20 protein-coding genes are annotated in these 21,891 nt (G+C 63.9%); 11 read left to right on the forward strand and 9 right to left on the reverse strand.

Annotation, left to right across the window (positions count from 1 at the left end; all coding sequences use genetic code 11):
* Window positions 1–33: 33 nt before the first annotated feature.
* The 5 genes from AC0X69_RS01510 to hflX all read left to right on the forward strand — a co-directional run bounded on the left by AC0X69_RS01510 (window position 34) and on the right by hflX (window position 7,320).
* The gene (locus AC0X69_RS01510; RefSeq protein ID WP_482610606.1) at window positions 34–1,716 is read left to right on the forward strand and encodes a B12-binding domain-containing radical SAM protein; all 1,683 of its coding nucleotides are present in this window, start codon (window positions 34–36) and stop codon (window positions 1,714–1,716) included.
* Between the two features lie 76 nt (window positions 1,717–1,792).
* A complete protein-coding gene (locus AC0X69_RS01515) occupies window positions 1,793–4,081 on the forward strand; it encodes a sensor histidine kinase NtrY-like (RefSeq protein WP_482610608.1) in 2,289 nt (762 codons plus the stop codon).
* Entirely contained in the window at window positions 4,081–5,448 is a 1,368-nt protein-coding gene (gene ntrX, locus AC0X69_RS01520; RefSeq protein ID WP_482610610.1) for a nitrogen assimilation response regulator NtrX, read from the forward strand. The genes AC0X69_RS01515 and ntrX overlap by 1 nt, the downstream gene beginning before the upstream one ends.
* A gap of 227 nt (window positions 5,449–5,675) precedes the next feature.
* Window positions 5,676–5,939, forward strand: a complete 264-nt coding sequence (gene hfq / locus AC0X69_RS01525; protein WP_482613291.1) for an RNA chaperone Hfq — start codon at window positions 5,676–5,678, stop codon at window positions 5,937–5,939.
* A 64-nt stretch (window positions 5,940–6,003) separates the two neighbouring features.
* Window positions 6,004–7,320 carry a GTPase HflX gene (gene hflX, locus AC0X69_RS01530; protein WP_482610612.1) on the forward strand — a complete coding sequence of 439 codons (1,317 nt, stop codon included), beginning with the start codon at window positions 6,004–6,006 and terminating at the stop codon, window positions 7,318–7,320.
* Window positions 7,321–7,338: 18 nt separating this feature from the next.
* Here the strand turns inward: hflX and mazG are convergent, their stop codons facing one another.
* The 4 genes from mazG to AC0X69_RS01550 form a co-directional block, all read right to left on the reverse strand.
* Entirely contained in the window at window positions 7,339–8,160 is an 822-nt protein-coding gene (mazG, locus tag AC0X69_RS01535) for a nucleoside triphosphate pyrophosphohydrolase (protein WP_482610614.1), read from the reverse strand.
* Window positions 8,161–8,230: 70 nt separating this feature from the next.
* Window positions 8,231–8,890 carry a cold-shock protein gene (locus AC0X69_RS01540; protein ID WP_482610616.1) on the reverse strand — a complete coding sequence of 220 codons (660 nt, stop codon included), beginning with the start codon at window positions 8,888–8,890 and terminating at the stop codon, window positions 8,231–8,233.
* Window positions 8,891–9,392: 502 nt separating this feature from the next.
* Window positions 9,393–10,187, reverse strand: coding sequence for an MBL fold metallo-hydrolase (locus AC0X69_RS01545; RefSeq protein ID WP_482610618.1), 795 nt, complete (start codon window positions 10,185–10,187; stop codon window positions 9,393–9,395).
* A complete protein-coding gene (locus AC0X69_RS01550) occupies window positions 10,184–10,975 on the reverse strand; it encodes a TatD family hydrolase (RefSeq protein ID WP_482610620.1) in 792 nt (263 codons plus the stop codon). The genes AC0X69_RS01545 and AC0X69_RS01550 overlap by 4 nt, the downstream gene beginning before the upstream one ends.
* A gap of 175 nt (window positions 10,976–11,150) precedes the next feature.
* On the opposite strand from AC0X69_RS01550, the gene AC0X69_RS01555 reads away from it, so the two are divergent.
* The 4 genes from AC0X69_RS01555 to AC0X69_RS01570 all read left to right on the forward strand — a co-directional run bounded on the left by AC0X69_RS01555 (window position 11,151) and on the right by AC0X69_RS01570 (window position 13,491).
* A complete protein-coding gene (locus AC0X69_RS01555) occupies window positions 11,151–11,639 on the forward strand; it encodes a hypothetical protein (protein WP_482610622.1) in 489 nt (162 codons plus the stop codon).
* Window positions 11,636–11,905, forward strand: a complete 270-nt coding sequence (locus AC0X69_RS01560; protein ID WP_482610623.1) for a hypothetical protein — start codon at window positions 11,636–11,638, stop codon at window positions 11,903–11,905. The genes AC0X69_RS01555 and AC0X69_RS01560 overlap by 4 nt, the downstream gene beginning before the upstream one ends.
* Window positions 11,902–13,047 carry a CapA family protein gene (locus tag AC0X69_RS01565; protein ID WP_482610625.1) on the forward strand — a complete coding sequence of 382 codons (1,146 nt, stop codon included), beginning with the start codon at window positions 11,902–11,904 and terminating at the stop codon, window positions 13,045–13,047. Before AC0X69_RS01560 ends, AC0X69_RS01565 begins: the two co-directional genes overlap by 4 nt.
* A gap of 75 nt (window positions 13,048–13,122) precedes the next feature.
* Complete coding sequence (locus tag AC0X69_RS01570; RefSeq protein WP_482610627.1) at window positions 13,123–13,491, forward strand: VOC family protein; 369 nt, start codon at window positions 13,123–13,125, stop codon at window positions 13,489–13,491.
* A 7-nt stretch (window positions 13,492–13,498) separates the two neighbouring features.
* Here the strand turns inward: AC0X69_RS01570 and AC0X69_RS01575 are convergent, their stop codons facing one another.
* From AC0X69_RS01575 to metG, 3 genes are all read right to left on the reverse strand, one after another.
* Entirely contained in the window at window positions 13,499–14,311 is an 813-nt protein-coding gene (locus AC0X69_RS01575; protein WP_482610629.1) for a class I SAM-dependent methyltransferase, read from the reverse strand.
* Window positions 14,312–14,409: 98 nt separating this feature from the next.
* The gene (locus AC0X69_RS01580; RefSeq protein WP_482610631.1) at window positions 14,410–14,916 is read right to left on the reverse strand and encodes a hypothetical protein; all 507 of its coding nucleotides are present in this window, start codon (window positions 14,914–14,916) and stop codon (window positions 14,410–14,412) included.
* Between the two features lie 302 nt (window positions 14,917–15,218).
* Window positions 15,219–16,757 carry a methionine--tRNA ligase gene (gene metG / locus AC0X69_RS01585; RefSeq protein WP_482610633.1) on the reverse strand — a complete coding sequence of 513 codons (1,539 nt, stop codon included), beginning with the start codon at window positions 16,755–16,757 and terminating at the stop codon, window positions 15,219–15,221.
* Between the two features lie 197 nt (window positions 16,758–16,954).
* Here metG and AC0X69_RS01590 point away from each other — a divergent pair.
* Together AC0X69_RS01590 and AC0X69_RS01595 are read left to right on the forward strand one after the other, a co-directional pair.
* Window positions 16,955–18,018, forward strand: a protein-coding gene (locus AC0X69_RS01590; protein ID WP_482610635.1) for an IS630 family transposase whose coding sequence is annotated in 2 segments (ribosomal slippage) — window positions 16,955–17,447 and window positions 17,447–18,018 — 1,065 coding nt in all. Because the reading frame shifts where the segments join, the coding sequence is not laid out codon by codon here.
* Window positions 18,019–18,059: 41 nt separating this feature from the next.
* Window positions 18,060–18,302, forward strand: a complete 243-nt coding sequence (locus tag AC0X69_RS01595; RefSeq protein ID WP_482610637.1) for a hypothetical protein — start codon at window positions 18,060–18,062, stop codon at window positions 18,300–18,302.
* 11 nt (window positions 18,303–18,313) lie between these two features.
* Here AC0X69_RS01595 and AC0X69_RS01600 read toward each other — a convergent pair whose 3' ends face one another.
* Both AC0X69_RS01600 and gyrA read right to left on the reverse strand, forming a co-directional pair.
* The gene (locus AC0X69_RS01600) at window positions 18,314–19,087 is read right to left on the reverse strand and encodes an SDR family oxidoreductase (protein ID WP_482610638.1); all 774 of its coding nucleotides are present in this window, start codon (window positions 19,085–19,087) and stop codon (window positions 18,314–18,316) included.
* 28 nt (window positions 19,088–19,115) lie between these two features.
* Entirely contained in the window at window positions 19,116–21,842 is a 2,727-nt protein-coding gene (gene gyrA / locus AC0X69_RS01605; RefSeq protein ID WP_482610640.1) for a DNA gyrase subunit A, read from the reverse strand.
* Window positions 21,843–21,891 lie beyond the last annotated feature (49 nt).

Genomic DNA, 21,891 nt, shown 5'->3' on the forward strand with positions numbered 1-21,891 from the left:
TTCCGATTTGTCTCGTTTTCTTTGGGGGCCGTCATGAGCGCGATACCGCAACGAAAGAGCGGCCGGCCGCAGCGAGCCTTGCTTGTCGGATTTCAGGATCAGGACAATCTTGGCCTTCGTTACCTGTCATCGGCCGCGCACAGCGCGGGCCATGAGCCGGAAATCGCCACCTATGAAGCGGATCCTTCCGCTTTAGTCCGGAAGGTCCTCGCCGGCGGCTATGATTTCGTCGGCCTGTCGCTGATCTTCCAATATATGACTCCGAGCTTCGCGGTTGCCGTTGCGGCGCTGCGCGAAGCAGGGGTCAAGGCCCACATTTCCATGGGCGGTCACTATCCGAGCTTCGCTTATAAGGAGGTGATGCAGGCGGCGCCTGGACTCGATTCCATCGTCCGCTTCGAAGGCGAGGCGACTCTGGCGTCGATGCTCAACGCCCTTTCGCATGGCGCGGAGTGGCGCAACACCGCTGGCATTGCCTTTCGCGAGCCCGAAGGCGAGATCCGCGCGACTTGTCTGCGCGAGCCTCTCGCAGATCTTGATGCCTTGCCCTGGCCCGATCGCCAGACGATCGACTACGGCAGCCATCCTTTGTCGACAGCCTCAGTCCTCGGCAGTCGCGGCTGCCCATGGGACTGCAGCTTTTGCTCGATCCGGCCGTTCTATGAAGCGCAGGGAGGCCAGCTACGCCGACTGAGGCAACCCGATGCGGTGGTCGATGAAATGATCGACTTGCACGAACGCCGCTCGGTGCCAGTCTTCCTGTTTCAGGACGATGATTTTCTGGCCACAGGCAGGCGAGCCCGCGAATGGGCGGGACGAATAGCCGACAGACTCGTCGACGAAGGCTATGCGGGCGACATCGCGTTCAAGATCAGTTGTCGCTCCGACGAAATCGACGAAGGCGCCATTCGTCGCTTGATGGCGGGCGGGCTGACGCATGTCTACATGGGCGTTGAATCGGGCGACGCGGCGAGCCTCGCCACCATGAACAAGAAACTCGGGCCTCAACGACATTTTCGTGCAGGGGAGATACTGAAATCGTTGGGGCTCTCGTTCGACTTCGGCTTCATGCTGATGGAGCCCTATTCAACCTTCGAAACGATCCGTAACAATATTGACTTTCTTGACGCATTCGTTGGCGACGGCTGGTCGGTCGCGCCGTTCTGCCGCATGTTGCCATACGCAGGCACGCCAATCCGGGAACGGCTCGCGTCGGAAGGGCGCCTGACGGGCAGCGAATCTCAGCCGGATTACTGCTTTCTCGATCCCAAGCTCGACATCTTTTACGAGTGGATGATCGAAACCTTTTACCGCCGCAATTTCACTGCGGAAGGTCTATGCCATCTGCTGAGATATCGGCTCTTCGAGGCGCGGCTCCGGCTGCGCGGAAGAGCGGCCGCGCCGCAACATCTGGCGCAGTTGCAGTATATCGCGGCGGTCGCCAACGGCGTCGCTTGTCAGGTGCTGCGCTCGGCGCTCGACCACATAGAACGGACGCCGCTAGATACGCTACGCCGCGACCGAGAATTCCTGAAGGCGCTGTCCGCCCATGAAGCGCGCGAGGAGGAGCAATTGACTCACGAATTGCGACGGTATTGTGCGGCCATCGCCGCGGAGCGCCGCCAGCGGGTGTCCGATTCCTTCGACAATTCGTGGACCTTCGAGGGACTGGAGCGAGAAGCGCCGCGGAACGGTCGCACTATGAGCTCGGCTTGATCGGCGAGCGTCCGGCCCGGAACGCAGGCGCAGCCCTTCAATTGCAAGCGGCGCGGGCGGAGCCTATACAGGCGCCATGGCCCTGACCGGAGACCCGGCTTCTCCGCCAAAGGCGAAAGGCAGAACGCCGTTTCGCAGCTGGTTCGGTCCGATCATCGTGATCGGCGCCGTCGGCTGCGCTTTGGCTACCTTCCTGGTCATCGCGGAATTCGGCGCGCTGTCGCCGACCGACGACCGGGTGCTGCCGCTGCTCATTGTCAATGGCGTCTTCGTCGCGGTTTTGCTGGCGATGGTGCTCGTCAAGGCCTGGCGGCTCTACCGGGTCTGGCGGCGCGGCGAAGCGGCGGCGCGCCTTCATGTGCGCACGGTGGGCTTTTTCTCCATAATCGCCCTGATGCCGGCGATCCTGCTTGCCGTCGCAGGGTCTCTGACGCTGGAGCGCGTGCTCAACCCCGCGTTCATGTCGAGCGTCAAGGTCTTCGTCCACAATACCGCCGAAGCCGCGGCCGTGTTCCGCGAGAGTCAGTGCCGCGCGTTGCTTCAGGAGGCGCAGCTGACGGCGTCCGATCTCGACCGTGCGGCCATTCTCTACAACTCCGACCGTCCGTACTTTCATCAGATATTCCAGTCGCGTGCGTATTTTCTCGGCTTCTCCGTCGCCGCCCTGGTGAAATCGAACGGCGAGATCCTCGATCGCATCGACGTGGCGCAGAACGCCGCCTCGATCATCATCGCGCCGCCTCAGTCCGAATTCGACGATGCGCGACGGGGAGAGCCGCTCTGCCTCGTCATCGACGACGGCAAGAGCTTCGTCGCTCTGCGCGCGCTGAACGCCTTTCAGGACACATTCCTCTACGTCACTCGGCCGATCGATCCGATCGCGGTGGAATTTCCCAAACAGGCTCAGAACCTGATCAGCAGTTACGACACGTTCGACGCCTATCGCGCCGCGGTGCAGCGGGCCTTCGTGCTGATGTACGCCTTCCTGACGACGATCATGCTGCTGTCGTCCATCTGGTTCGGACTCGACTTCGCCGACCGTCTGGTGACGCCGATCCGCGATCTGATCGCCGCGACCGACGAAGTCTCGGCGGGCAATCTCGACGTTCGCGTCAACGTCGATAAGCAGCACGGCGATCTGGCGCGTCTCGGCGACGTCTTCAACAATATGACGACCGAGCTCAATCTCCAGCAGAGTCGTCTGATCGAGGCCAATCGCATCAATGATGAGCGCCGCGAATTCACCGAGGCCGTGCTCGCCGGGGTTCCGGTGGCGGTGATGGGCGTCGACTCCGACAGCGTCGTCACGATTCTCAACCGTTCAGCCGAGGAACTGTCGCTCGCCGACGCCAGCGGGCAGGCGACTGTCGGCGCGTCCGTCGGTTCCGTCCTGCCGGAAATCGCGCCGATCCTGAAAGACGCGGCGGAAGTTTTCCCGCGCGCCGTACAAAGCCAGATCACGATCAAGCGCGGAATCGCCGAGCGCACCTTGAACGTGCGAGTCACCTCGGCGCGCGCCGACGCCGGACATCACAATTACGTGGTGACGCTCGACGACATCACCGACCTTGTGATGGCGCAGCGCACCTCCGCCTGGGCGGACGTCGCGCGCCGCATCGCTCACGAAATCAAGAACCCGTTAACGCCGATCCAGCTTTCGGCCGAAAGGCTGCGCCGCAAATACGGCAAGGTCATCAAGGAAGATCGCGACGTTTTCGACCAGTGCACGGACACGATCGTTCGGCAGGTCGACGACATCAAGCGAATGGTCGACGAATTCTCATCCTTCGCGCGCATGCCGAAGGCGCGCCCCGAGCGCGACGATCTCAACGAGTGCATTCGGCAGGTGGCGTTTCTCATGCGCGTCGGCAACGCCGATATCGATTTCGTCGAGAAACTGCCGGATAGGTCCGTCATCGCGCAGTTCGATCGCCGCTTGCTGTCGCAGGCGCTCACCAATATCGTTAAGAACGCCGTCGAGGGCATCGCCGCACGCGAAGAAAAAGACGCCGCCGAAAAGGGACGAGTCGAAATCGAACTGGATGTGCGCGAGCGCATGGCGGAAATCGATGTGATCGATAATGGCAAGGGCTTTCCGGCGATGAACCGGCAGCGCCTGCTTGAACCTTACATGACGACGCGATCAGACGGCACCGGCCTCGGCCTGCCGATCGTCGCCAAGATCATCGAGGATCACGGAGGCCGGCTGGAATTGCTGGACGCGCCGTCGGGTCGGGGCGCCTGCGTAAGGCTCATCATACCCCTCGCCGCGGAGACGACGTCGAAGGAAGAGCCGCGCGCGGCCGACGGCCGGGCTGAAAGCGCGTCGGCGCATGCAAACGCGGCGGGGCAGAGCGGGGTATAATGGCGAGCGATATTTTGATCGTCGACGATGAAGAGGACATCAGAGAGCTTGTCGCCGGCATATTGAGCGACGAAGGCCATGGGGTCCGAACCGCCAAAGACGCCGACGAAGCGCTTGCGGCCATAGCCAGCCGGCGCCCGCACCTCGTGTTTCTCGACATCTGGCTGCAGGGATCCCGGCTCGACGGGCTTCAAGTGCTCGAACAGGTCCAGAAGCAGCACAACGGCCTGCCCGTGGTCATGATCTCGGGCCATGGCAACATCGAAACCGCGGTCAGCGCCATCAAGATCGGCGCTTACGACTTCATCGAGAAGCCCTTCAAGGCGGATCGGCTGGTGCTCGTCGCCGAACGCGCGCTCGAAGCCTATCAGCTGCGACGCGAGCTTTCGGCGCTGCGGCAGCGGGCTGGGGCCTTCGACCGGATCGTCGGCGATTCCCCGGCGGCGCATCAGCTGCAGCAGCTGATCGCCCGCGTTGCGCCTGTGAATTCTCGCGTGCTGATCACCGGCGCGCCCGGAACGGGCAAAGAGCTCGCCGCCCGCTGCATCCATGAGGCCTCGAGCAGGGCCGAGGGACCGTTTGTCGTCATCAATTCGGCGACGATTACGCCCGAAAACATGGAGATCGAACTCTTCGGCCGCGAAGGCGCCGACGGCGAGCGCAAGATCGGCGCGCTCGAAGAGGCGCACGGCGGCACGCTGTTCCTCGACGAAATCGCCGACATGCCGAAGGACACCCAGGCGAAAATCCTGCGCGTCCTGGTCGATCAGACCTTCCAGCGAGTCGGCGGCTCGACCAAGGTCGAGGTCGATGTGCGCGTGATCTCATCCTCGGCGCGCGATCTCGCCTCGGCGATCGAAGAGGGGGCGCTGCGCGAGGATCTGTTCCACCGCCTCGCCGTGGTGCCGATCCGGGTTCCTTCGCTCGCGGAACGCCGCGAGGACATTCCGGCGCTCATCGACTATTTCATGGAAAACATGTCGCTAGCCTCCGGCATGCCGCGCCGGCGCATCGCGGAGGACGCTCTGGCCGTCCTGCAGCTGCATGACTGGCCGGGAAACATCCGTCAGCTGAAGAACAATGTCGAGCGCCTGATGATTCTGACGTCGGGCGATTCCAGCGGGACGATCACCGCCGAAATGCTCCCCGCCGACGTGGGCGAACTCGTTCCGGCGACGCCCGCGGGAGTCCGCGGGGAGAAATTGATGAGCCTGCCGCTTCGAGAGGCGCGGGAAGTTTTCGAGCGCGAATATCTCGTCGCGCAGCTCAACCGCTTCTCCGGGAATATTTCCCGAACGGCGGAGTTCATCGGCATGGAGCGCTCGGCCTTACACCGAAAACTTAAGTCGCTTTCTGTAGAGTCGTAAAAACAATGATCTAACAGAATCAATTGATGCATTAGATCAGGTTTGGCGCCGATGCTGCGTGGCTTCCAAAACGATAATTTTAATGGATTGGCGGCGCCATCGGCGTGACTTGCGCCTTGCGCTTCGCGATTTGAAAGGTTCTAATGAAGGTGGCGGCGAAAAAAGAAGAACGATCCCTTGGGGGCGGCGTCATTCCGCTCGGCTCAAAAAACAGAACAGGACAGCCGATGTCGTCAGAGCGTTCGCAGAATCTGCAAGATACATTTTTGAATTTCGTCAGGAAGAATAAAGTCCCTCTCACCATCTTCCTCGTCAACGGCGTAAAACTGCAGGGCATTGTCACCTGGTTCGACAATTTCTGCCTGCTGCTGCGGCGAGACGGGCATTCTCAGCTTGTCTACAAGCACGCCATCTCGACGATCATGCCCGGACACCCCATACAAATGTTTGAGCCGGGCGACGACGAGGGGCATGCCGACAACAAGCGGTAGGCGATTGAGGTCAGACAGCGAAGCTAAGCATGGCGCGGCGCCGAAGAGCGTCGGCGCCCGCGCAATGGTCATTGGGCCATACCTGGCCCAGGGCGAAGCCGCACGCGCGCGCGACCCCGCCGCGCGGCTTGCCGAGGCGGTCGGCCTGGCCCAGGCGATCGATCTGGAGGTCGTCGACCAGCTGTCCCTGTCGCTCAACGAAGTTCGGCCCGCGACTTACCTCGGCAAAGGCAAGGTCGAGGAGATCGCCGAAATCGTCAAGGCGAAGGAGATTGCGCTCGTCAGCATGGACTGCCAGCTCTCGCCCGTGCAGCAGCGCAATCTGGAAAGGGCGTGGGACGCCAAGGTCATCGACAGGACCGGCCTCATTCTCGAAATCTTCGGTCAGCGCGCCCGCACTAAGGAGGGCGCGCTGCAGGTGGAGCTCGCGCATCTTGCCTATCAGAAGTCGCGGCTGGTGCGCTCCTGGACTCACCTTGAACGCCAGCGCGGCGGCTTCGGCTTCCTCGGCGGCCCTGGCGAAACGCAGATCGAGACGGACCGGCGTCTGATCGAGGAGCGGATGCGGCGCATCGAGCACGATCTCGACAAGGTCAAGCGCACCCGCGCGCTGCATCGGAAGACTCGGCGCGAGATTCCCTATCCGGTGGTGGCGCTCGTCGGCTACACCAACGCCGGAAAGTCGACGCTCTTCAATCGGCTGACCCGAGCGGAAGTGCTGGCGCGGGACATGCTGTTCGCGACGCTCGATCCGACGCTGCGCCAGATCAGATTGCCGCACGGCGCCCGGGTCCTGCTCTCCGACACGGTGGGATTTATCTCTGACCTCCCGACGATGCTCGTCTCGGCGTTCCGGGCGACTCTGGAAGAAGTGATGCTCGCCGACGTGGTTCTCCATGTTCGCGACGTGTCGCACGAAGATTGGGAGGCGCAGGCCAAGGACGTCGAGTCGATCCTCAGCCAGCTCGGACTGAAGGGAGAGGCCGAGGGGCGGATTCTGGAGGTCTGGAACAAGATCGACGCCCTCGATCCTGAACGGTTGGAGGCGCTTCAGCTCGCCGCGCGCGGCGTCGAGCCGCTGCGGCGGCCGGTTCTGGTCTCAGCCTTGTCCGGGCAGGGGCTCGATGAATTGCTCTCCCGCATCGAGGCGAAGCTGGCGGCGGGCCGTGTGCGCTTTGAACTGGACCTGGACGCGGCTGACGGCGAAGGGCTCGCCTGGCTTCACGCCCACACTGAAGTGCTCGAGCGCGAAGCGCTGCCGCAGGGCGGCGTGCATCTGGTCGTGCGCGTCGATCCGGACCGCTCGGAGGGGCTCTCGCGACGCTTTCCCCAGGCCGAGGTCATCCGCGAAACCGGCGCACGGCGCCGCGCGGCGTCGTAGCGAACCCGGCTGCGCTCGTTAGAGTGGCTTGCGCTCGGCGGTTTTCGCCTCGACCCATAGCGCTTCCATTTCGTCGAGAGACGCTGCGTCAGGCGAACGGCCGGCTTCGGCGAGACGCCGTTCGATGTGCCGGAAGCGGCGCTCGAATTTGGCGTTGGCGCCGCGCAGCGCCTGCTCGGGATCGACTTTGGCGTGGCGCGCAAGATTGGCGACGACGAATAAGAGATCGCCGATTTCCTCTTCGAGCGCCGGAGACGCCTGTGCGCCCGGCGCGGCGAGTTCCGCCGCGACCTCCTCGGTTTCCTCTCGAATCTTGCTCAGAACCTGCTGCGCGTCGTCCCAGTCGAACCCGACCTTCGACGCCTTTTGTTGAAGCTTTAAAGCGCGCGTCAGCGCGGGCAGGGCGAGCGGCACGCCCTCAAGCAGGCTCTCCGCCGGCGCGCCCTGCTTCGCAGCCTTTTCGCGCGCTTTGATTTCGTCCCACTGCGCGCTTACGCCGCCGGCGTCGAGCGACTCTGCGCCGCCAAAGACGTGAGGATGCCGGCGAATGAGCTTGTCGCAGATCGCGTCGACGACGTCCTGGAACACGAAGGCGCGCTGCTCCTGCGCCATCCGCGCATGGAATACGACCTGCAGCAACAGATCGCCCAATTCGTCCTTGAGATCGGCGAGGTCGTCGCGCTCGATGGCGTCGGCGACTTCATAGGCTTCTTCGATCGTGTAGGGCGCGATCGAACGGAAATCCTGTTCGAGATCCCAGGGGCAGCCGCTGCCGGGCGTGCGCAGCGCCGCCATGATTTCGATCAGTCGGACGACGTCGCCATCCACTCGGGAGGACATGGGATTCCCCAAATGAAAAACGCCGCGGCCCTTTTTGAGGATCGCGGCGCTTTGATTTACCGGGCGAGGCTCAGTCCAGCGTGATGGACAGCGCTTCTCTGCCTTTCGCCGTGTCGACGACCTGCATGGTGACCGGCTGCCCCTCGGCGAGACGGTTCACGCCGGACGGGCCGAGGATCGAGATGTGGACGAACACGTCCTTGCCGCCGTCGTTCGACTGAACGAAGCCGAAGCCCTTGGTCTCGTCGAACCATTTCACCTTGCCGGAGACCGGCACGGCGGTCGACGGATCCGGGGCCTGGCGACGGGGCCGGGGGCTGTCGAAACCGCCACCGCTGCGCGGAGGCGGCGCGCGCTCGGAGGCGCCGGCGAGATCGACCTCGAGAATGCGCGCCACCTGCTGGCCCTTGACCGAGCTGGTGACCTGCACCTGCAGTTTCGCGCCGGGCGGCAAGGCGTCATATCCCGCCGCCTGAACGGCGCCGATGTGAAGGAAGGCGTCCCCGGTGCCATTGCCGAGTTCGACGAAACCAAAGCCCTTGTCGGGCTTGAACCACTTCACGATGGCGTCGATTGCGGGCTCGTTGGACATCGGCGGCGGCGAGTCTGGAAATCCGCCGCCAAAGGGTGATCGCGCCGGCCGGCTCGGTCGCGGCGAATCGTATCCATACGGGGCGTCGTCATCAAATCCGCGCTTGCGGGGGCCCCGAAAATCTCTACCTTTGCTCATGTCTACCTGCTCGTCTCCGCCAAAAACGGCAAGACCGCTATGCCAACCGTGTGCGCCCAGCCGTCCCCGTTCGGGTCGCAAAATACGCCCGGTCGGAAACGACGATGATGTGCCTCTTGAATGCCATATAGTCCCGCGCAGCGAGCCTTTTACCAGAGTTTCGCCCCGGAAGGCCAGAGAATTCCGTGGGGTGATCCAAAAATCCAAACAGTCGCCATGGTTTGACAGCCGCCGGCGCGGCCCCGCGGCCACGAGGAATGTTCGCGTTTGCAGCACCTTAGGTGAGTTGCGCGCCGCGATTTCGACGCGCCGTCGTCCGCGCGGCGGCCGCAATGTCAACATAAAGCGTCAGGCCCGAGACGCGCTCCACCGACGGTCAGTGGGTCAGACGCCGAAGATTCGCCGATCGCGAAGGGGGACGAACGATATCTCAGCCCCCATGTATGATTCGCATAATCGATATTATGGAACTAAAATTCGGGGCCTTTTGGAGGTGCGTCGCTCAGACGACGAGCTCCATTCCATCGAACGCCGGCGTGACATTCTCCGGCAGAGTCGCGGCGAGCGCGTCGTAATCAAGATCGACGTGCAGATCAGTCAGGACGGCGCGCTTAGGCTTGAAATGGGCGACGAACTCCAGCGCCTGTGCGACGGACAGGTGCGTCCCGTGCCGCTGGTGGCGCAGGGCGTCGATGATCCACAGATCCAGCCCTTCGAGATATTGCGCGCTCTCAGGCGGGATCGCGTGAAGATCGGGCGTGTAGGCCACATCGTCGAAGCGAAAGCCGAGGGCGTCCATGTCGCCGTGGTCGAGCCGAAAAGGCGTCGCGACGATCTCGCCGCCCGGCCCCTCCACGGATACGGCGCGCCCGAGATGCAGCCGGTGTTCGGTCATCAGCGGCGGATAGAAGCTGCCCGGCGGAGTCTTGAAAATATAGTCGAACTTCGCGGCGAAGGACCGCGAGGTCGGCTCGTCCATATAGGCCGGGATGCGCCGTCCGCTCAGAATGACCAGCCCACGCACATCGTCGACGCCGTGCGTATGATCGGCGTGCGGATGGGTGTAGAAGACCGCGTCAAGCCGCTTGACGTCGGCGTCGATGAGCTGCTCGCGTAGATCGGGACCGGTGTCGACGAGCACCTGCGTCGCCGCGTCGGAAGGACCGCGCGCGACGAGAATCGAGCAGCGGCGACGGCGGTTCTTCGGATTGCCCGGATCGCACTTTCCCCAGCCCTGCCCGACCCGCGGCACGCCGCCTGACGAGCCGCAACCAAGAATCCTGATTCTAAGGCTCACGCGGCGACGTCCAGAGGCGGCATTTTCGAGAAGAGCCGGAGCGCGTTTTCGGTCGTGGCGATGGCGAGTTCGGCGGCGCTCACGCCCTTGATCTCCGCCAGCGTGCGCGCCGTGTCGACGACGAAGGCCGGCTCGTTGCGCTTGCCGCGATGCGGCGTCGGCGCGAGGAACGGCGCGTCGGTTTCGACAAGCATGCGCTCCAGCGGCACGTCGCGGGCGATCTCGCGCAGATATTCCGCGTTCTTGAAGGTCACGACGCCGGAAAAGGAAATATAGAGACCGAGTTCAAGCGCCGTTCGTGCGAGCGCCGGGCCGCTCGTGAAGCAATGGAGCAGGGCGGGGAAAGCCCCCTTCCCCATTTCGTCTTTGAGGATTTCGGCGCAGTCGTCATCGGCGTCGCGCGTGTGGATGACGAGCGGCAGCCCGGTCTCTCTTGCGGCTTGCACATGGATTCGGAACACGCGCTGCGCCTGGTCGCGCGGCGCATGGTCATAGTGATAATCGAGACCCGCCTCTCCCAATCCGACGCATTTCGGATGCTGCGAAAGAGCGACGAGCGTCTCGACGGTCGGCTCGGCCTCTTCGTGCGAATGATGCGGATGCGTCCCCACGGTGCAGAAGACGTCCGGATAGGTTTCGGCGATCGACTTCACCTGGTCGAAGCGCGACAGATGCGTCGAGATCGTGATCATTCTGGCGACGCCGCGCGCCTTGGCGCGAGCGATCGTCTCCGGAAGCTCGGGCGCGAAATCGGGAAAGTCCAGGTGGCAGTGTGTGTCGATGAGCATCAGCTTCGGTCGGGAAGGCGAACTTCGCAGGCTGGAGAGATCCCTCCGGCGCTCGCCGAGGACTTATACGATAGGTTTGCGCCGACGCGGCAATATGGCTCGGCTGGCGGAAAACACAAATATTTGCGCGGGGCTCCTTCGCGGCCATGATAGGCGACGCTATAATTTTATTGCTATGCAGAGCTATCCTCTCGACGTCGATCCCGAGCAGCTGATCCGCTGGGTCATGGCGGAGCGCGAGGCGAATCCGTCCAGGTTCAGGCTCGCGGCGAATCGCGCCATCGAGACGAGAGACATTCCGCTGCGGAAGGAATTGCGGTTGGGAGACGAAGCGCGCGAGGACGTGAGCGACGTCGCCACTCTCGCCACGCTGGAGTTCGCCCCTGCGCAGAACGAAGGCTGGTCCGTGACCGTCGTCATCGAGGACGATATTGGCCCGCAGCCAGTCGAGGACGCGTCTGAGGAAACCGCCGAAGAAGATCTTGATCTCGAGACCTTCTTCGAGGAATTCATTCGTCCCGGAAGAGGGACGACGACCATCGTTGCAAATGCGCAGACTCCGGCGGCGAAGGAGCGACTCTCCTTTCTGATCGCCGATGTCATCCGGGACCGCCACGAGTCGAATTCGGGCGGCCCGTTGCAAGGGCGAGGAGCAGAACGTTGACGCAGTCTTCCGCGCAGGACGGCGACGGCCGTCCGCTGGCGACGATCAAGGACGTGATGGACGTATTCGGCGAGATCGACGACGCGACCTTGTCGGCGATCATGGATTTGCGGCCGACGATCGCCGACGTCGAGGAAGCTTCGATGTGGATGTCGGGCGATCCGGACGTCTTCGGCGCCGGCGCGCCGCTGAAGGACGTCGCCGGAGAGATCGTCTCGCTACTCGGCGGCGGCGACGACGAAGAGAACTTTCCGCCGACGATATGAGCGTCGCCGCGCCGCCGCATCGCGACGGACTGCAGGCCGTGAGGCTTTTTCTGTGCGGCGACGTGATGATCGGTCGGGGAGTCGACCAGATCCTCCCTTCGCCCTGCCCGCCCCAGCTCTACGAGGAATATGTCTCTTCGGCGCAAGAATATGTCCGTCTCGCCGAAGTGGCGTCGGGGCCTATTCAGCGGCCGGTCGACCTTGCCTATATCTGGGGCGCTGCGCTCGACGAGCTCCGCGCCTATGCGCCTGACGCCCGCATCATCAATCTCGAAACCAGCGTAACGCGCAGCGAGACCGCGGAACACAAGGCGATCAATTACCGCGTCAGTCCGCAGAACGCGGAATGTCTGCGCATCGCCGGCGTCGATTGTTGCGCGCTCGCGAACAACCATGTGCTCGACTGGGGCCGCTCCGGACTCCTCGAAACGCTCGCGACGCTCGAGCGCCTTCGCATCGCAGTCGCCGGCGCTGGACGCACGATCGATGACGCGCGGCGGGCGACGATCCTGAAGATTCCGGGAAAAGGCCGGGTGGTCGTCCTGTCCTTCGCCCTGCCCGACGGCGGGACGCCTCTCGACTGGGCCGCAACCAGCGACTCGCCAGGGGTCAGTCTGCTGCCGGATCTTTCGTCTGAAAGCGCCGCCATCGCCTGCGATCTGGCGAGAAGCGCGGCGCAGCCGGGCGACGTGCTCGTGGTTTCGATCCACTGGGGCTCGAATTGGGGCTATCGCGTCTCGGACGCCCAGAGGCGCTTCGCGCATCGGCTGATCGAAGACGGCGGCGCTTGCGTCGTCCACGGACATTCGTCGCATCATCCCAAAGGTTTCGAGGTCTTTCGTAACCGATTGATCCTCTACGGCTGCGGCGACTTCCTCAACGACTATGAGGGCATCAGCGGCTATGAGAGCTATCGCGGCGATCTCTCTCTCATGTATTTTGCGGATATCGATGTGACGCGCGGGGAGCTTACTGAGCTTCGGCTGGTTCCGCTGCAGATGCGGCGCTTGCGCCTGGAGCGGGCGTCCGCCGCCGACGCCGAATGGCTGGCGCGCACGCTCGATCGCGAATGCGCGCCATTCGGCGTTCGCGTCCATCGAAATCTGGATGGCGCGTTGACGGCTTCCTGGCGCCGCGCGTGAGCGCCGCGACGCTCGTGACTGCAGCGCCGAGAGTTCCCATCTGAATCCCTAAAGGAGTCAGGCGGAGCTTGATCGATGGCCATCACCCTCAATCACACCATCGTGCCGGCTAACGACAAAGAGGCTGCGGCGCGCTGGTTCGCGCAGATCTTCGGGCTGCGTTACGACGGCTCAAAGGGACATTTCGCGCCGGTGAAGGTCAACAGCGAGCTGACTTTGCTGTTCGACAAGGATGAAGGCTTCGGATCCAGCCACTATGCGTTCCACGTCAGCGACGAGGAGTTCGACCAGATCTTCCAGCGCGTGAAGGATGAAGGCGTGGCCTTCGGGAGCGCGCCGGGAAGGTTGACGGACGGCCAGCTCAATGACTGGAACGGCGGCCGCGGCGTCTATTTCAAAAGCCCCGACGGCCATGTGCTCGAGCTGATGACCGCGCCGCAGTAGGCGCGCGCTACGCCGTTCTCGCTTCGTAGAGGATCGCCTGCATCGGCAGACGCATGGGACTGTCGCCGTGTTCCTGCGTGAGCCTCTCGGTCAGCGCATCGACAAGCGACTCCGCGGACACGCCGCCGCGCGCGCGAATCTGTTCAAACAGCGGACTGCCAAGAACCAGTCCCTGCGCGAAGGCGACCGGATCGGCCACATCCTTGACGCGCGGCTGCACTGAGACGGCGACGTCGATGAAGCCGGCGCCGATCAGCGACTCCTTGATCGGATCGATCTCGGCGCAGGAGAAAGGCGCCCGGAGAAACTGTGGCGGGTCGTCAGGAAAGAAGCGCTCGACCACTTCCTGTCCCAGGCGGGAAAAGGTGTTGTAGCGAGGCGAGTCCCAGACGCTGAACAGATAGCGGCCGCCAGGCCGAAGCGTGCGCCGCGCCTCGCGATGCGCTGCGTCCTTGTCTGGAAAGAACATCAGCCCGAACTGGCTGACGATCGCGTCAAAGGCGTTGTCGGCGAAAGGCAGCGCTGTGGCGTCTGCGGGCCGGAACGTCACCTGCTCCGCCGCGCCGAATTTCGCCTTTGCGACATCGAGCATCGGCTCGTTGAGGTCGGTTGCCGTGAGCCGCGCCTGCGGGCCGAGAGCGTCGCGCAGCCTGCGCGTGACGATCCCCGTGCCGGCGGCGGTTTCGAGCACGTCGATGGGAGCGCTCGCGGCCGTCCTGTGGGCGATGTCGGCCGCGTAGTCCGCGAAGATCACCGGGCCGAGACCGCGGTCGTAAAAAACGGGAATGTCGCCGACGAAGCGCGCTGTTTCGCTGGTCATAGCGACATTCCCCCCTTGAGTGGAGAAAGGCGCTCGCCGCGACCCCTGCTCGCTTAAGCAAGCGGTTCAGGGACCGTCGGCGCGGCGCTATGTGCCGATTACTGGGCGGGCTGTTCGGCCGCCGGCTCCTCGGCCGGAGCCGCGGGCTTCGGCTTGGGCTTCGGCTTCTTCGGCTTCGGCTTCGGCTTGACCGGTTGGGCTGCCGGCTCCGGCGTCGGCTGAGCCTCCGGCATCGCGGCGGGCGCGGCTGGCGCCGCCTCCTGCTGCGGGGGCGGCAGCGCTTCGGTCGGCATGGGGACGGGCGCAGCTGGCGTCTCGACCACCGCCGGCTGCTCGGGTTGCGGCGCTTCGGGCGCGGGCGCGGCCGTAGCGTCCGGCTGGGCCGGCGCTTCCGGCTCGGCCGGAGTCGCAGTCGCTTCGCTCGGCGCGGCCTCCTCCGGAGCCGCCTCAGGCGGGGTCTCCTCCGCTGGCGATGGCTTGAACCGGCCCTCGATCGCCGCTTTCAGATTGGCGACGCCTTCCGTCGGCGCCGCATAGATGCCCAGTCCAAAACCGATCGCGCCGGATATGACCGCCGTCAGGATCGTTGAAATGCCACGCGCCATTCCATGAGTTCCTCTGTGAGAATAGGGCCGTTCTGAGACGTTTGAGATACGACGCAACGAAGCGGGCTTCGCCAGGCGAACTCGGCCGAGCGGCTAAGCGCCATTCCTATAGAAGGAACCCCGCATTTGATACTGCACGCCCGAGCTTTGGCCGGCAAGCCCGCGGATCAAGGCTATTTCGTCGCTCCCGCGTCGCCGCCATTTGAAACGGCTGATTATGGTCAGCGCGTGGCGAAGGCAAGCAGGCCCCGGGCGGCGCGCCGACGGCGCGCTTTTCCGACCCATCGGCGCGCGCCGCAAGCCTAGCCCGCTTCCTCTTCTATGAATCGCGGAAACACCGGCGTCGGCGGCGGCAGCGGCGCGCCCTCCTGGAGGGCGTTCGTCTCGCCGGCGTGCGTGAAGTCCCGCTCGTCCGGACCGACATCCAGGAGATCGAGAAGCTTTCCCGCGCAATCGGGCATGAACGCCTGCAGCGGAATCGCCACCCGGCGCAGGGTCTCGGCCGTGACGTAGAGAACGGTCTCCATGCGCGCCGGATCCGTTTTCTTCTTCGCCCAGGGCTCCTCCGCGGCGAAATAGCGATTCGCTTCCGCGACCACCCGGAAAATCTCCGCCAGTGCGTGATGCGGCGCATAGGCCTCCATCGAGGCGCGCGCCTTGGCGAGCGCATCAGCGGCCTGCGCGAGAATGTCATTGTCGGCCTCCGTAAGCGTGTGTTTACGCGGTACGGCGCCCATACAGTTCTTGGCGATCATGGAGAGAGATCGCTGCGCAAGATTGCCGAGGTCGTTGGCGAGATCGGCGTTGATGCGGTTGACGATGGCCTCATGCGAATAATTGCCATCCTGTCCGAAGGGAATCTCGCGCAGGAAGAAGTAGCGCAACTGGTCGACGCCGTAGCGCTCGGCGAGATCGATCGGATCGATGACGTTTCCGACCGATTTCGACATCTTCTCGCCCTTGGAGAACAGGAAGCCGTGCACGACGATCTGCTTGGGCAAAGGCGCGCCCGCCGACATGAGAAACGCCGGCCAGTAGATCGCATGAAAGCGGGTGATGTCCTTGCCGATGACATGTGCGTCGGCAGGCCAGAAACGCGCCTTGTTTCCGCCTTCCGTAAGGTATCCCGTAGCTGTTATGTAATTCGTAAGCGCATCGACCCAGACATACATCACATGCTTCGCAGAGGTCTGCGCGCTCAGCGGAATCTCGATGCCCCAGTCGAAGGTGGTGCGCGAAACCGAGAGGTCCGTGAGGCCCCGCTTCACGAAGGCGACGATCTCATTCCTGTAGTGTTCCGGCGTAACGAATTCCGGATGCGCCGCATAATGGGCGAGCAGCTTCTCGGCATAGGCGGACAGTTTGAAGAACCAGCTTTCCTCCTCCACCCATTCGACCGGCGTCCCGGTCGGCGCGAATTTCTTGCCGTCCCGCTCGGTGAGTTCGCCCTCGTCGTAATAGGCCTCGTCGCGCACCGAATACCAGCCAGCGTATTTCGAGAGATAGAGATCGCCGTTCGCCTCCATGCGCCGCCAGATTTCGAGCACCGTCTCCTTGTGACGCGCCTGCGTCGTGCGGACGATGTCGTCGGCGCGGGCGTTCAACGCCTCGCCCATCCGGGCGAATTGCGCGGCGGTCCGGTCGGCGAGCGCCCAGGGCGTCAGCCCTTCCTTTTCGGCCGTGCGCTGCATTTTCTGGCCGTGCTCGTCCATGCCAGTGACAAACAGCACGTCATAGCCGTCGAGCCGTTTCCATCGCGCAAAGGCGTCGGTGGCGATGCGCTCATAGGCGTGGCCGATGTGCGGCGCGCCATTCGCATAAGGAATGGCCGTAGTGATCATGTAAGGGGGGCGCTCAGACATAGGTTGGGTCTAGCGCGGTTTGCGGGCGTGGGGAAGCGGCGCCAGGTCGTCATAGGCGCGCGACTCCCCTTCTCGCGCCCGCTGCACTAATACCAACCCGCCGTGAGTCTGACTCACCCCAGATTCCCGAATCGGCAAATGTCTGATTCTTATTGGCGAACCGAGGGAGGTTCGTCATGGCGGCAGCGGTGCGATTGCGTGATGATTTCGATGCCGAGGGACTTCGGGTGTTGGCGCGAGGCTCGAAAGACGCGCCACAAGCGCGCCGGCTTCTCGCTCTGGCGACAATCTATGATGGCGGAGCCCGCAGCGAGGCGGCAAAGATTGGTGGTGTGACGCTTCAGATCGTCCGCGACTGGGTGTTGCGCTTCAACGCACATGGCCCGAGCGGCCTCCTCGATCGCAAGGCGCCTGGCCAGCCGTCGCTCATGAAGGATGAGCATCGCACGGCGCTCCGGCGCATGGTCGATGACGGACCCACACCCGCGATCCATGGCGTCGTGCGTTGGCGGATCGTCGACCTTTGTCAATGGCTCTCGGAAGAGTTCCGCATCTCTGTCTCGGAAACGACGATGAGCCGCGAGCTCCGAAAAATGGGATATCGCAAGCTCTCCGCGCGCCCCCGCCATCACGCGCAGCGTGAAGGCGCCATCGAGGAATTCAAAAAAACTTCCCCGCACGCCTGGAGGAAATCGCCCGGGAAAAATGCGTCGATGCGCGCAACATAGAAATCTGGTTCGCGGATGAAGCGCGCATCGGTCAGAAGAACAAGATCACCCGTCGATGGGCAAAACGCGGATCGCGTCCCTCCGCCCCACGGGATCAGCGCACCGCCTCGACCTACATCTTCGGCGCCATCTCGCCGAAGGACGGAAAAGGAGCCGCTCTCATCCTGCCCAAATGCAACACCTATGCGATGAACCTCCACCTTGCCGAGATTGCGCGGAATATTGCACCCGGCGCGCATGCCGTGGTCCTGCTCGACCAGGCCGGTTGGCATATGACCGACAAGCTCAACGTTCCCCCCAACGTCACTATCATGCCGCTGCCTGCCAAATGTCCGGAACTCAACCCACAGGAAAACGTCTGGCAGTTCCTGCGTGACAATCGTCTCTCAAATCGGGTGTTCAAATCCTACGATGATATCGTCGATCACTGCTGTGATGCGTGGAACAACCTCGTCGAACAACCCTGGCGCATAATGTCCATCGGGCTGCGTGAATGGGCCTATCGGTTCTAATCACCGCGGGTTGGTATAAGTTGATGACCCGGAGCACGAGTATGAGCGTATCCAAAGGCGCGCCGAGGGATCTTGCGCGGCGCTTCGCCGACAAGCGAAGCGCGCAAGCAAGTGGCTGGCGGCGCGAGACCTTCACGCTGGAGCGCAGCGACGCGCGCGCGAAAGCGCGCGAATGGTTCGAGCGCTTCCCGAAGGCCGCCTATATGACCGAGATCGAGTTCTGGCGCGAACTGGACGACGGGCGCATCGAGTTTACGATCCGACGTCTGCCCAGCGCCGACTAGCCTGCCCCGGCCTACTCGGCGCCGACGTCCGGCGTACGCCAGCCCAGGTGCTGGCCGCTGTCGACGGCGACCATCTGGCCCGTCACGCTTTTCGCCTGGCTGAGGTAAACGACCGCGTCGACGACGCCCGAGACGTCGGCGGCGCGCTGCAGCGGGACGCCGCGCGCCTCGATCTCGAATTCCCGCTCGCCGAGCGCCGCGTTGGGGAAGACCGGCCCCGGACCCACGGCGTTAACGCGAATGCGCGGCGCAAAGGCCTGCGCCATGGTGCGCGTCGCCGCCCAGAGCGCCGATTTTGACAGCGTGTAGGAGAAATACAGGGGCGTGAGGCGCCAGACGCGCTGGTCAATGATGTTGACGATCGCGCCGTTCGCCTCCGCCGGCAGCGCCGCCGCAAAGTCGCGCGACAGCAACAGCGGCGCGCGCAGATTGATCTGCATCTGCCGCTCGTAGCGCTCCAGCGAGAAATCCTGCGCGGCGTCGATCTCGAAAATCGAGGCGTTGTTGATCAGCAGCCGCAGCGGTCCGAAGGCCTCGCCGGCGCGCTGGACCAGGGCCTGCGTGGAATTCGCGTCGGCAAGATCGGCGACCGCCGTCGCGGCCCGCCCGCCGCGCTGTCGGATCGCATGTGCGGCGAGCTCCGCCTCCTCCTTGGAGCGCGGCGAGGCGTGCAGCACGACCGGCCGACCCTGGCGCGCGAAGCGCTCGGCGATGGCGAGGCCGATGCGACGCGGCGCGCCGGTCACCAGCACGGGGCCGTCTGCGTCCTGGTCGCCCCCGCTCATGCGCCTCGCCCCTTCGTCGACCGCGTTCTCAGGCTTCGGCGTCCTCGCCCTCGCCGACGTCGCCGATATGCTCGACGGAAACGACGCGCTCATCCTCGGCCGTGTCGAACACGATGACGCCCTGAGCGCCGCGGCCGGCGATGCGAATGCCGTCGACGGAGCAACGGATCAGCTGACCGCCGTCGGTCACGAGCATGATTTCGTCGCCATGCCCGACGGGAAAGGAGGCGACGAGCTTGCCGTTCCTGGCGTTCACCGCCATGGCGACGATGCCTTTGCCGCCGCGCCCCGTCGTACGATATTCGTAAGAACTCGTACGTTTTCCGAAACCGTTCTCGGAAACCGTCAGAATGATCTGCTCCGCCGCCTGCATTTCGTAAAAGCGCGTATCCGACAGCTCTACGGCCGCAGCTTCCTCGACCTCGGCGCCCGCCTCCGGCGAAACGTCCTCGCCCATGCGGCGGCGCAGCGCATTGGCGCGCTTGAGATAAGCGGCGCGCTCTTCGCCCGAGGCGTCGAAATGATTGAGGATCGACAGCGAAATCACACGATCGCCGGCCCCCAGCGCCACGCCGCGCACGCCCATCGACGTGCGGCCCTGAAAGACCCGCACCTCCGGCACGGCGAAGCGGATGCATTGGCCGTCGCGCGTCGTCAGCAACACGTCGTCGCGCTCGGTGGCGGTCGCGACGTCGACGATCGCCTCGCCTTCGTCGAGCTTCATGGCGATGAGGCCGTTGCGGCGCACGTCGACAAAATCCGAGAGCTTGTTGCGCCGGACAGTGCCGCCCGTCGTCGCGAAGATGACGTCGAGCGTCGACCAGCTCTGCTCGTCCTCGGGCAGCGGCATGATGGTGGTGATGCGCTCGTTCTGTTCAAGCGGCAGCATGTTGACGAGCGCCTTGCCGCGGGCCTGCGGCGCGGCGAGCGGCAAGCGCCAGACCTTTTCCTTGTAGGCCTTGCCGAGCGATGAAAAGAACAGCACCGGCGTATGCGTATTGGCGACGAAGAGTCGGTGGACGAAATCCTCCTCCTTCGTCTGCATGCCGGAACGCCCTTTGCCGCCGCGCCGCTGCGCGCGATAGGTCGAGAGCGGCACGCGCTTGATGTAACCGGCGTGCGAGACGGTGACGACCATGTCTTCGCGCGCGATCAGGTCCTCGTCCTCGACCTCGCCGTCGGCCTCGACAATCTGCGTGCGGCGCGGCGTGGCGTGCGCTTCCTTGACCGCCAGCAGTTCGTCCTTGACGATGCCGAACAGACGTTCGCGCGAGCACAGAATATCCAGGTAATCCGCGATCTCCGCCGCAAGCTTGTTCAGCGCTTCGGAGATCTCTTCGCGGCCAAGCGCCGTCAGCCGCTGCAGACGCAAATCGAGAATGGCGCGCGCCTGCGCTTCCGAAAGCCGGATGGTCCCGTCGTCGCTGAGTCGGTGGCGCGGATCGGCGATGAGTTCGACGAGCGGCGCCATATCCTTGGCAGGCCAATCCCGCGCCATCAACGCTTCACGCGCCGCGGCGGCGTCGGGAGACGTGCGGATGAGACGGATCACCTCGTCGATATTCGCAACGGCGATGGCGAGACCCACCTGCAGATGCGCGTTGTCGCGCGCCTTGGCGAGGCGGAACTTGGTGCGGCGGGTGACGACCGTCTCGCGGAAATCGACAAAGGCGCGCAACACGTCGTAGAGCGTCATCAGCTCGGGACGCCCGCCGTTCAGCGCGATCATGTTGACGGGGAAGCTCGTCTGCAGCGCGGTGTGACGCCAAAGCTGGTTAAGGACGACGTCGGCGACAGCCTCGCGTTTCAACTCGACGACGATGCGCATGCCGTCGCGGTCGGATTCGTCGCGCAGATCCGCGACGCCTTCGATCTTTTTCTCCCGCACCAGATCGGCGATGCGCTCGATCAGCGCGGCCTTGTTCACCTGATAGGGAATCTCGGTGAAGATGATCGCTTCGCGATCCTTGCGCAGCGTCTCGATCTCGGATCGGGCGCGCATGATGATCGAGCCGCGCCCGGTCGCGAAGGCGTTGCGGATGCCGCCGCGACCGAGGATCGTCGCAGCGGTGGGGAAGTCCGGCCCCGGCACGATCTCCATCAATTCGGCGACGGTGAGATCGGGCCGATCGATGAGCGCGATGCAGGCGTCGATCACCTCGCCGAGATTGTGTGGCGGGATGTTGGTCGCCATGCCGACCGCGATGCCGCCGGCGCCATTGACCAGCAGATTGGGAAAGCGGGCCGGCAGGACCGTCGGCTCGTGCTCCTTGCCGTCGTAATTGGCCTGGAAGTCGACGGTGCCTTCGTCGAGGTCTTCGAGCAGCGCCAGCGCAGGCTTTGCGAGCCGCGACTCCGTGTAGCGCATCGCCGCCGGCGGATCATTGTCGACGGAGCCGAAATTGCCTTGCCCGTCGATGAGCGGCAGCCGCATCGAAAAGGGCTGCGCCATGCGTACGAGCGCATCGTAAATCGCCGCGTCGCCGTGCGGGTGGTATTTACCCATCACGTCGCCGACGATGCGCGCCGACTTCACATAGGCCTTATCCGGCGTGTGTCCGTTCTCGTGCATCGAGAACAGAATTCGCCGATGCACGGGCTTCAGGCCGTCGCGGACGTCCGGCAGGGCGCGCGAGACGATGACGCTCATCGCGTAATCGAGATAGCTGCGCTTCATCTCGTCGGCGATCGAGACCGGCTTTATGTCGGAGCCAGGCCGGTCGGAGTCGTCTTTTTTTGTGTCGTCGTCGGCCAAGTGAGCGCCAGTTCAAGGATAGCGGTCTAGGTCACATGTCTATAGGCGA

The organism is Methylocystis sp. Uni0008, from assembly GCF_056838045.1.

Excerpts from the sequence above, each read along its gene's own strand:
- AC0X69_RS01575 (WP_482610629.1), bottom strand. The coding sequence starts at position 14,311 with ATGACCAGCGAAACAGCGCGCTTCGTCGGCGACATTCCCGTTTTTTAC.
- AC0X69_RS01595 (WP_482610637.1), top strand. The coding sequence starts at position 18,060 with ATGAGCGTATCCAAAGGCGCGCCGAGGGATCTTGCGCGGCGCTTCGCC.
- AC0X69_RS01570 (WP_482610627.1), top strand. The coding sequence starts at position 13,123 with ATGGCCATCACCCTCAATCACACCATCGTGCCGGCTAACGACAAAGAG.
- AC0X69_RS01555 (WP_482610622.1), top strand. The coding sequence starts at position 11,151 with ATGCAGAGCTATCCTCTCGACGTCGATCCCGAGCAGCTGATCCGCTGG.
- metG (WP_482610633.1), bottom strand. The coding sequence starts at position 16,757 with ATGATCACTACGGCCATTCCTTATGCGAATGGCGCGCCGCACATCGGC.
- hfq (WP_482613291.1), top strand. The coding sequence starts at position 5,676 with ATGTCGTCAGAGCGTTCGCAGAATCTGCAAGATACATTTTTGAATTTC.
- AC0X69_RS01515 (WP_482610608.1), top strand. The coding sequence starts at position 1,793 with ATGGCCCTGACCGGAGACCCGGCTTCTCCGCCAAAGGCGAAAGGCAGA.
- ntrX (WP_482610610.1), top strand. The coding sequence starts at position 4,081 with ATGGCGAGCGATATTTTGATCGTCGACGATGAAGAGGACATCAGAGAG.
- AC0X69_RS01600 (WP_482610638.1), bottom strand. The coding sequence starts at position 19,087 with ATGAGCGGGGGCGACCAGGACGCAGACGGCCCCGTGCTGGTGACCGGC.
- AC0X69_RS01550 (WP_482610620.1), bottom strand. The coding sequence starts at position 10,975 with ATGCTCATCGACACACACTGCCACCTGGACTTTCCCGATTTCGCGCCC.
- hflX (WP_482610612.1), top strand. The coding sequence starts at position 6,004 with ATGGTCATTGGGCCATACCTGGCCCAGGGCGAAGCCGCACGCGCGCGC.
- AC0X69_RS01540 (WP_482610616.1), bottom strand. The coding sequence starts at position 8,890 with ATGAGCAAAGGTAGAGATTTTCGGGGCCCCCGCAAGCGCGGATTTGAT.
- AC0X69_RS01580 (WP_482610631.1), bottom strand. The coding sequence starts at position 14,916 with ATGGCGCGTGGCATTTCAACGATCCTGACGGCGGTCATATCCGGCGCG.
- mazG (WP_482610614.1), bottom strand. The coding sequence starts at position 8,160 with ATGTCCTCCCGAGTGGATGGCGACGTCGTCCGACTGATCGAAATCATG.
- AC0X69_RS01565 (WP_482610625.1), top strand. The coding sequence starts at position 11,902 with ATGAGCGTCGCCGCGCCGCCGCATCGCGACGGACTGCAGGCCGTGAGG.
- AC0X69_RS01510 (WP_482610606.1), top strand. The coding sequence starts at position 34 with ATGAGCGCGATACCGCAACGAAAGAGCGGCCGGCCGCAGCGAGCCTTG.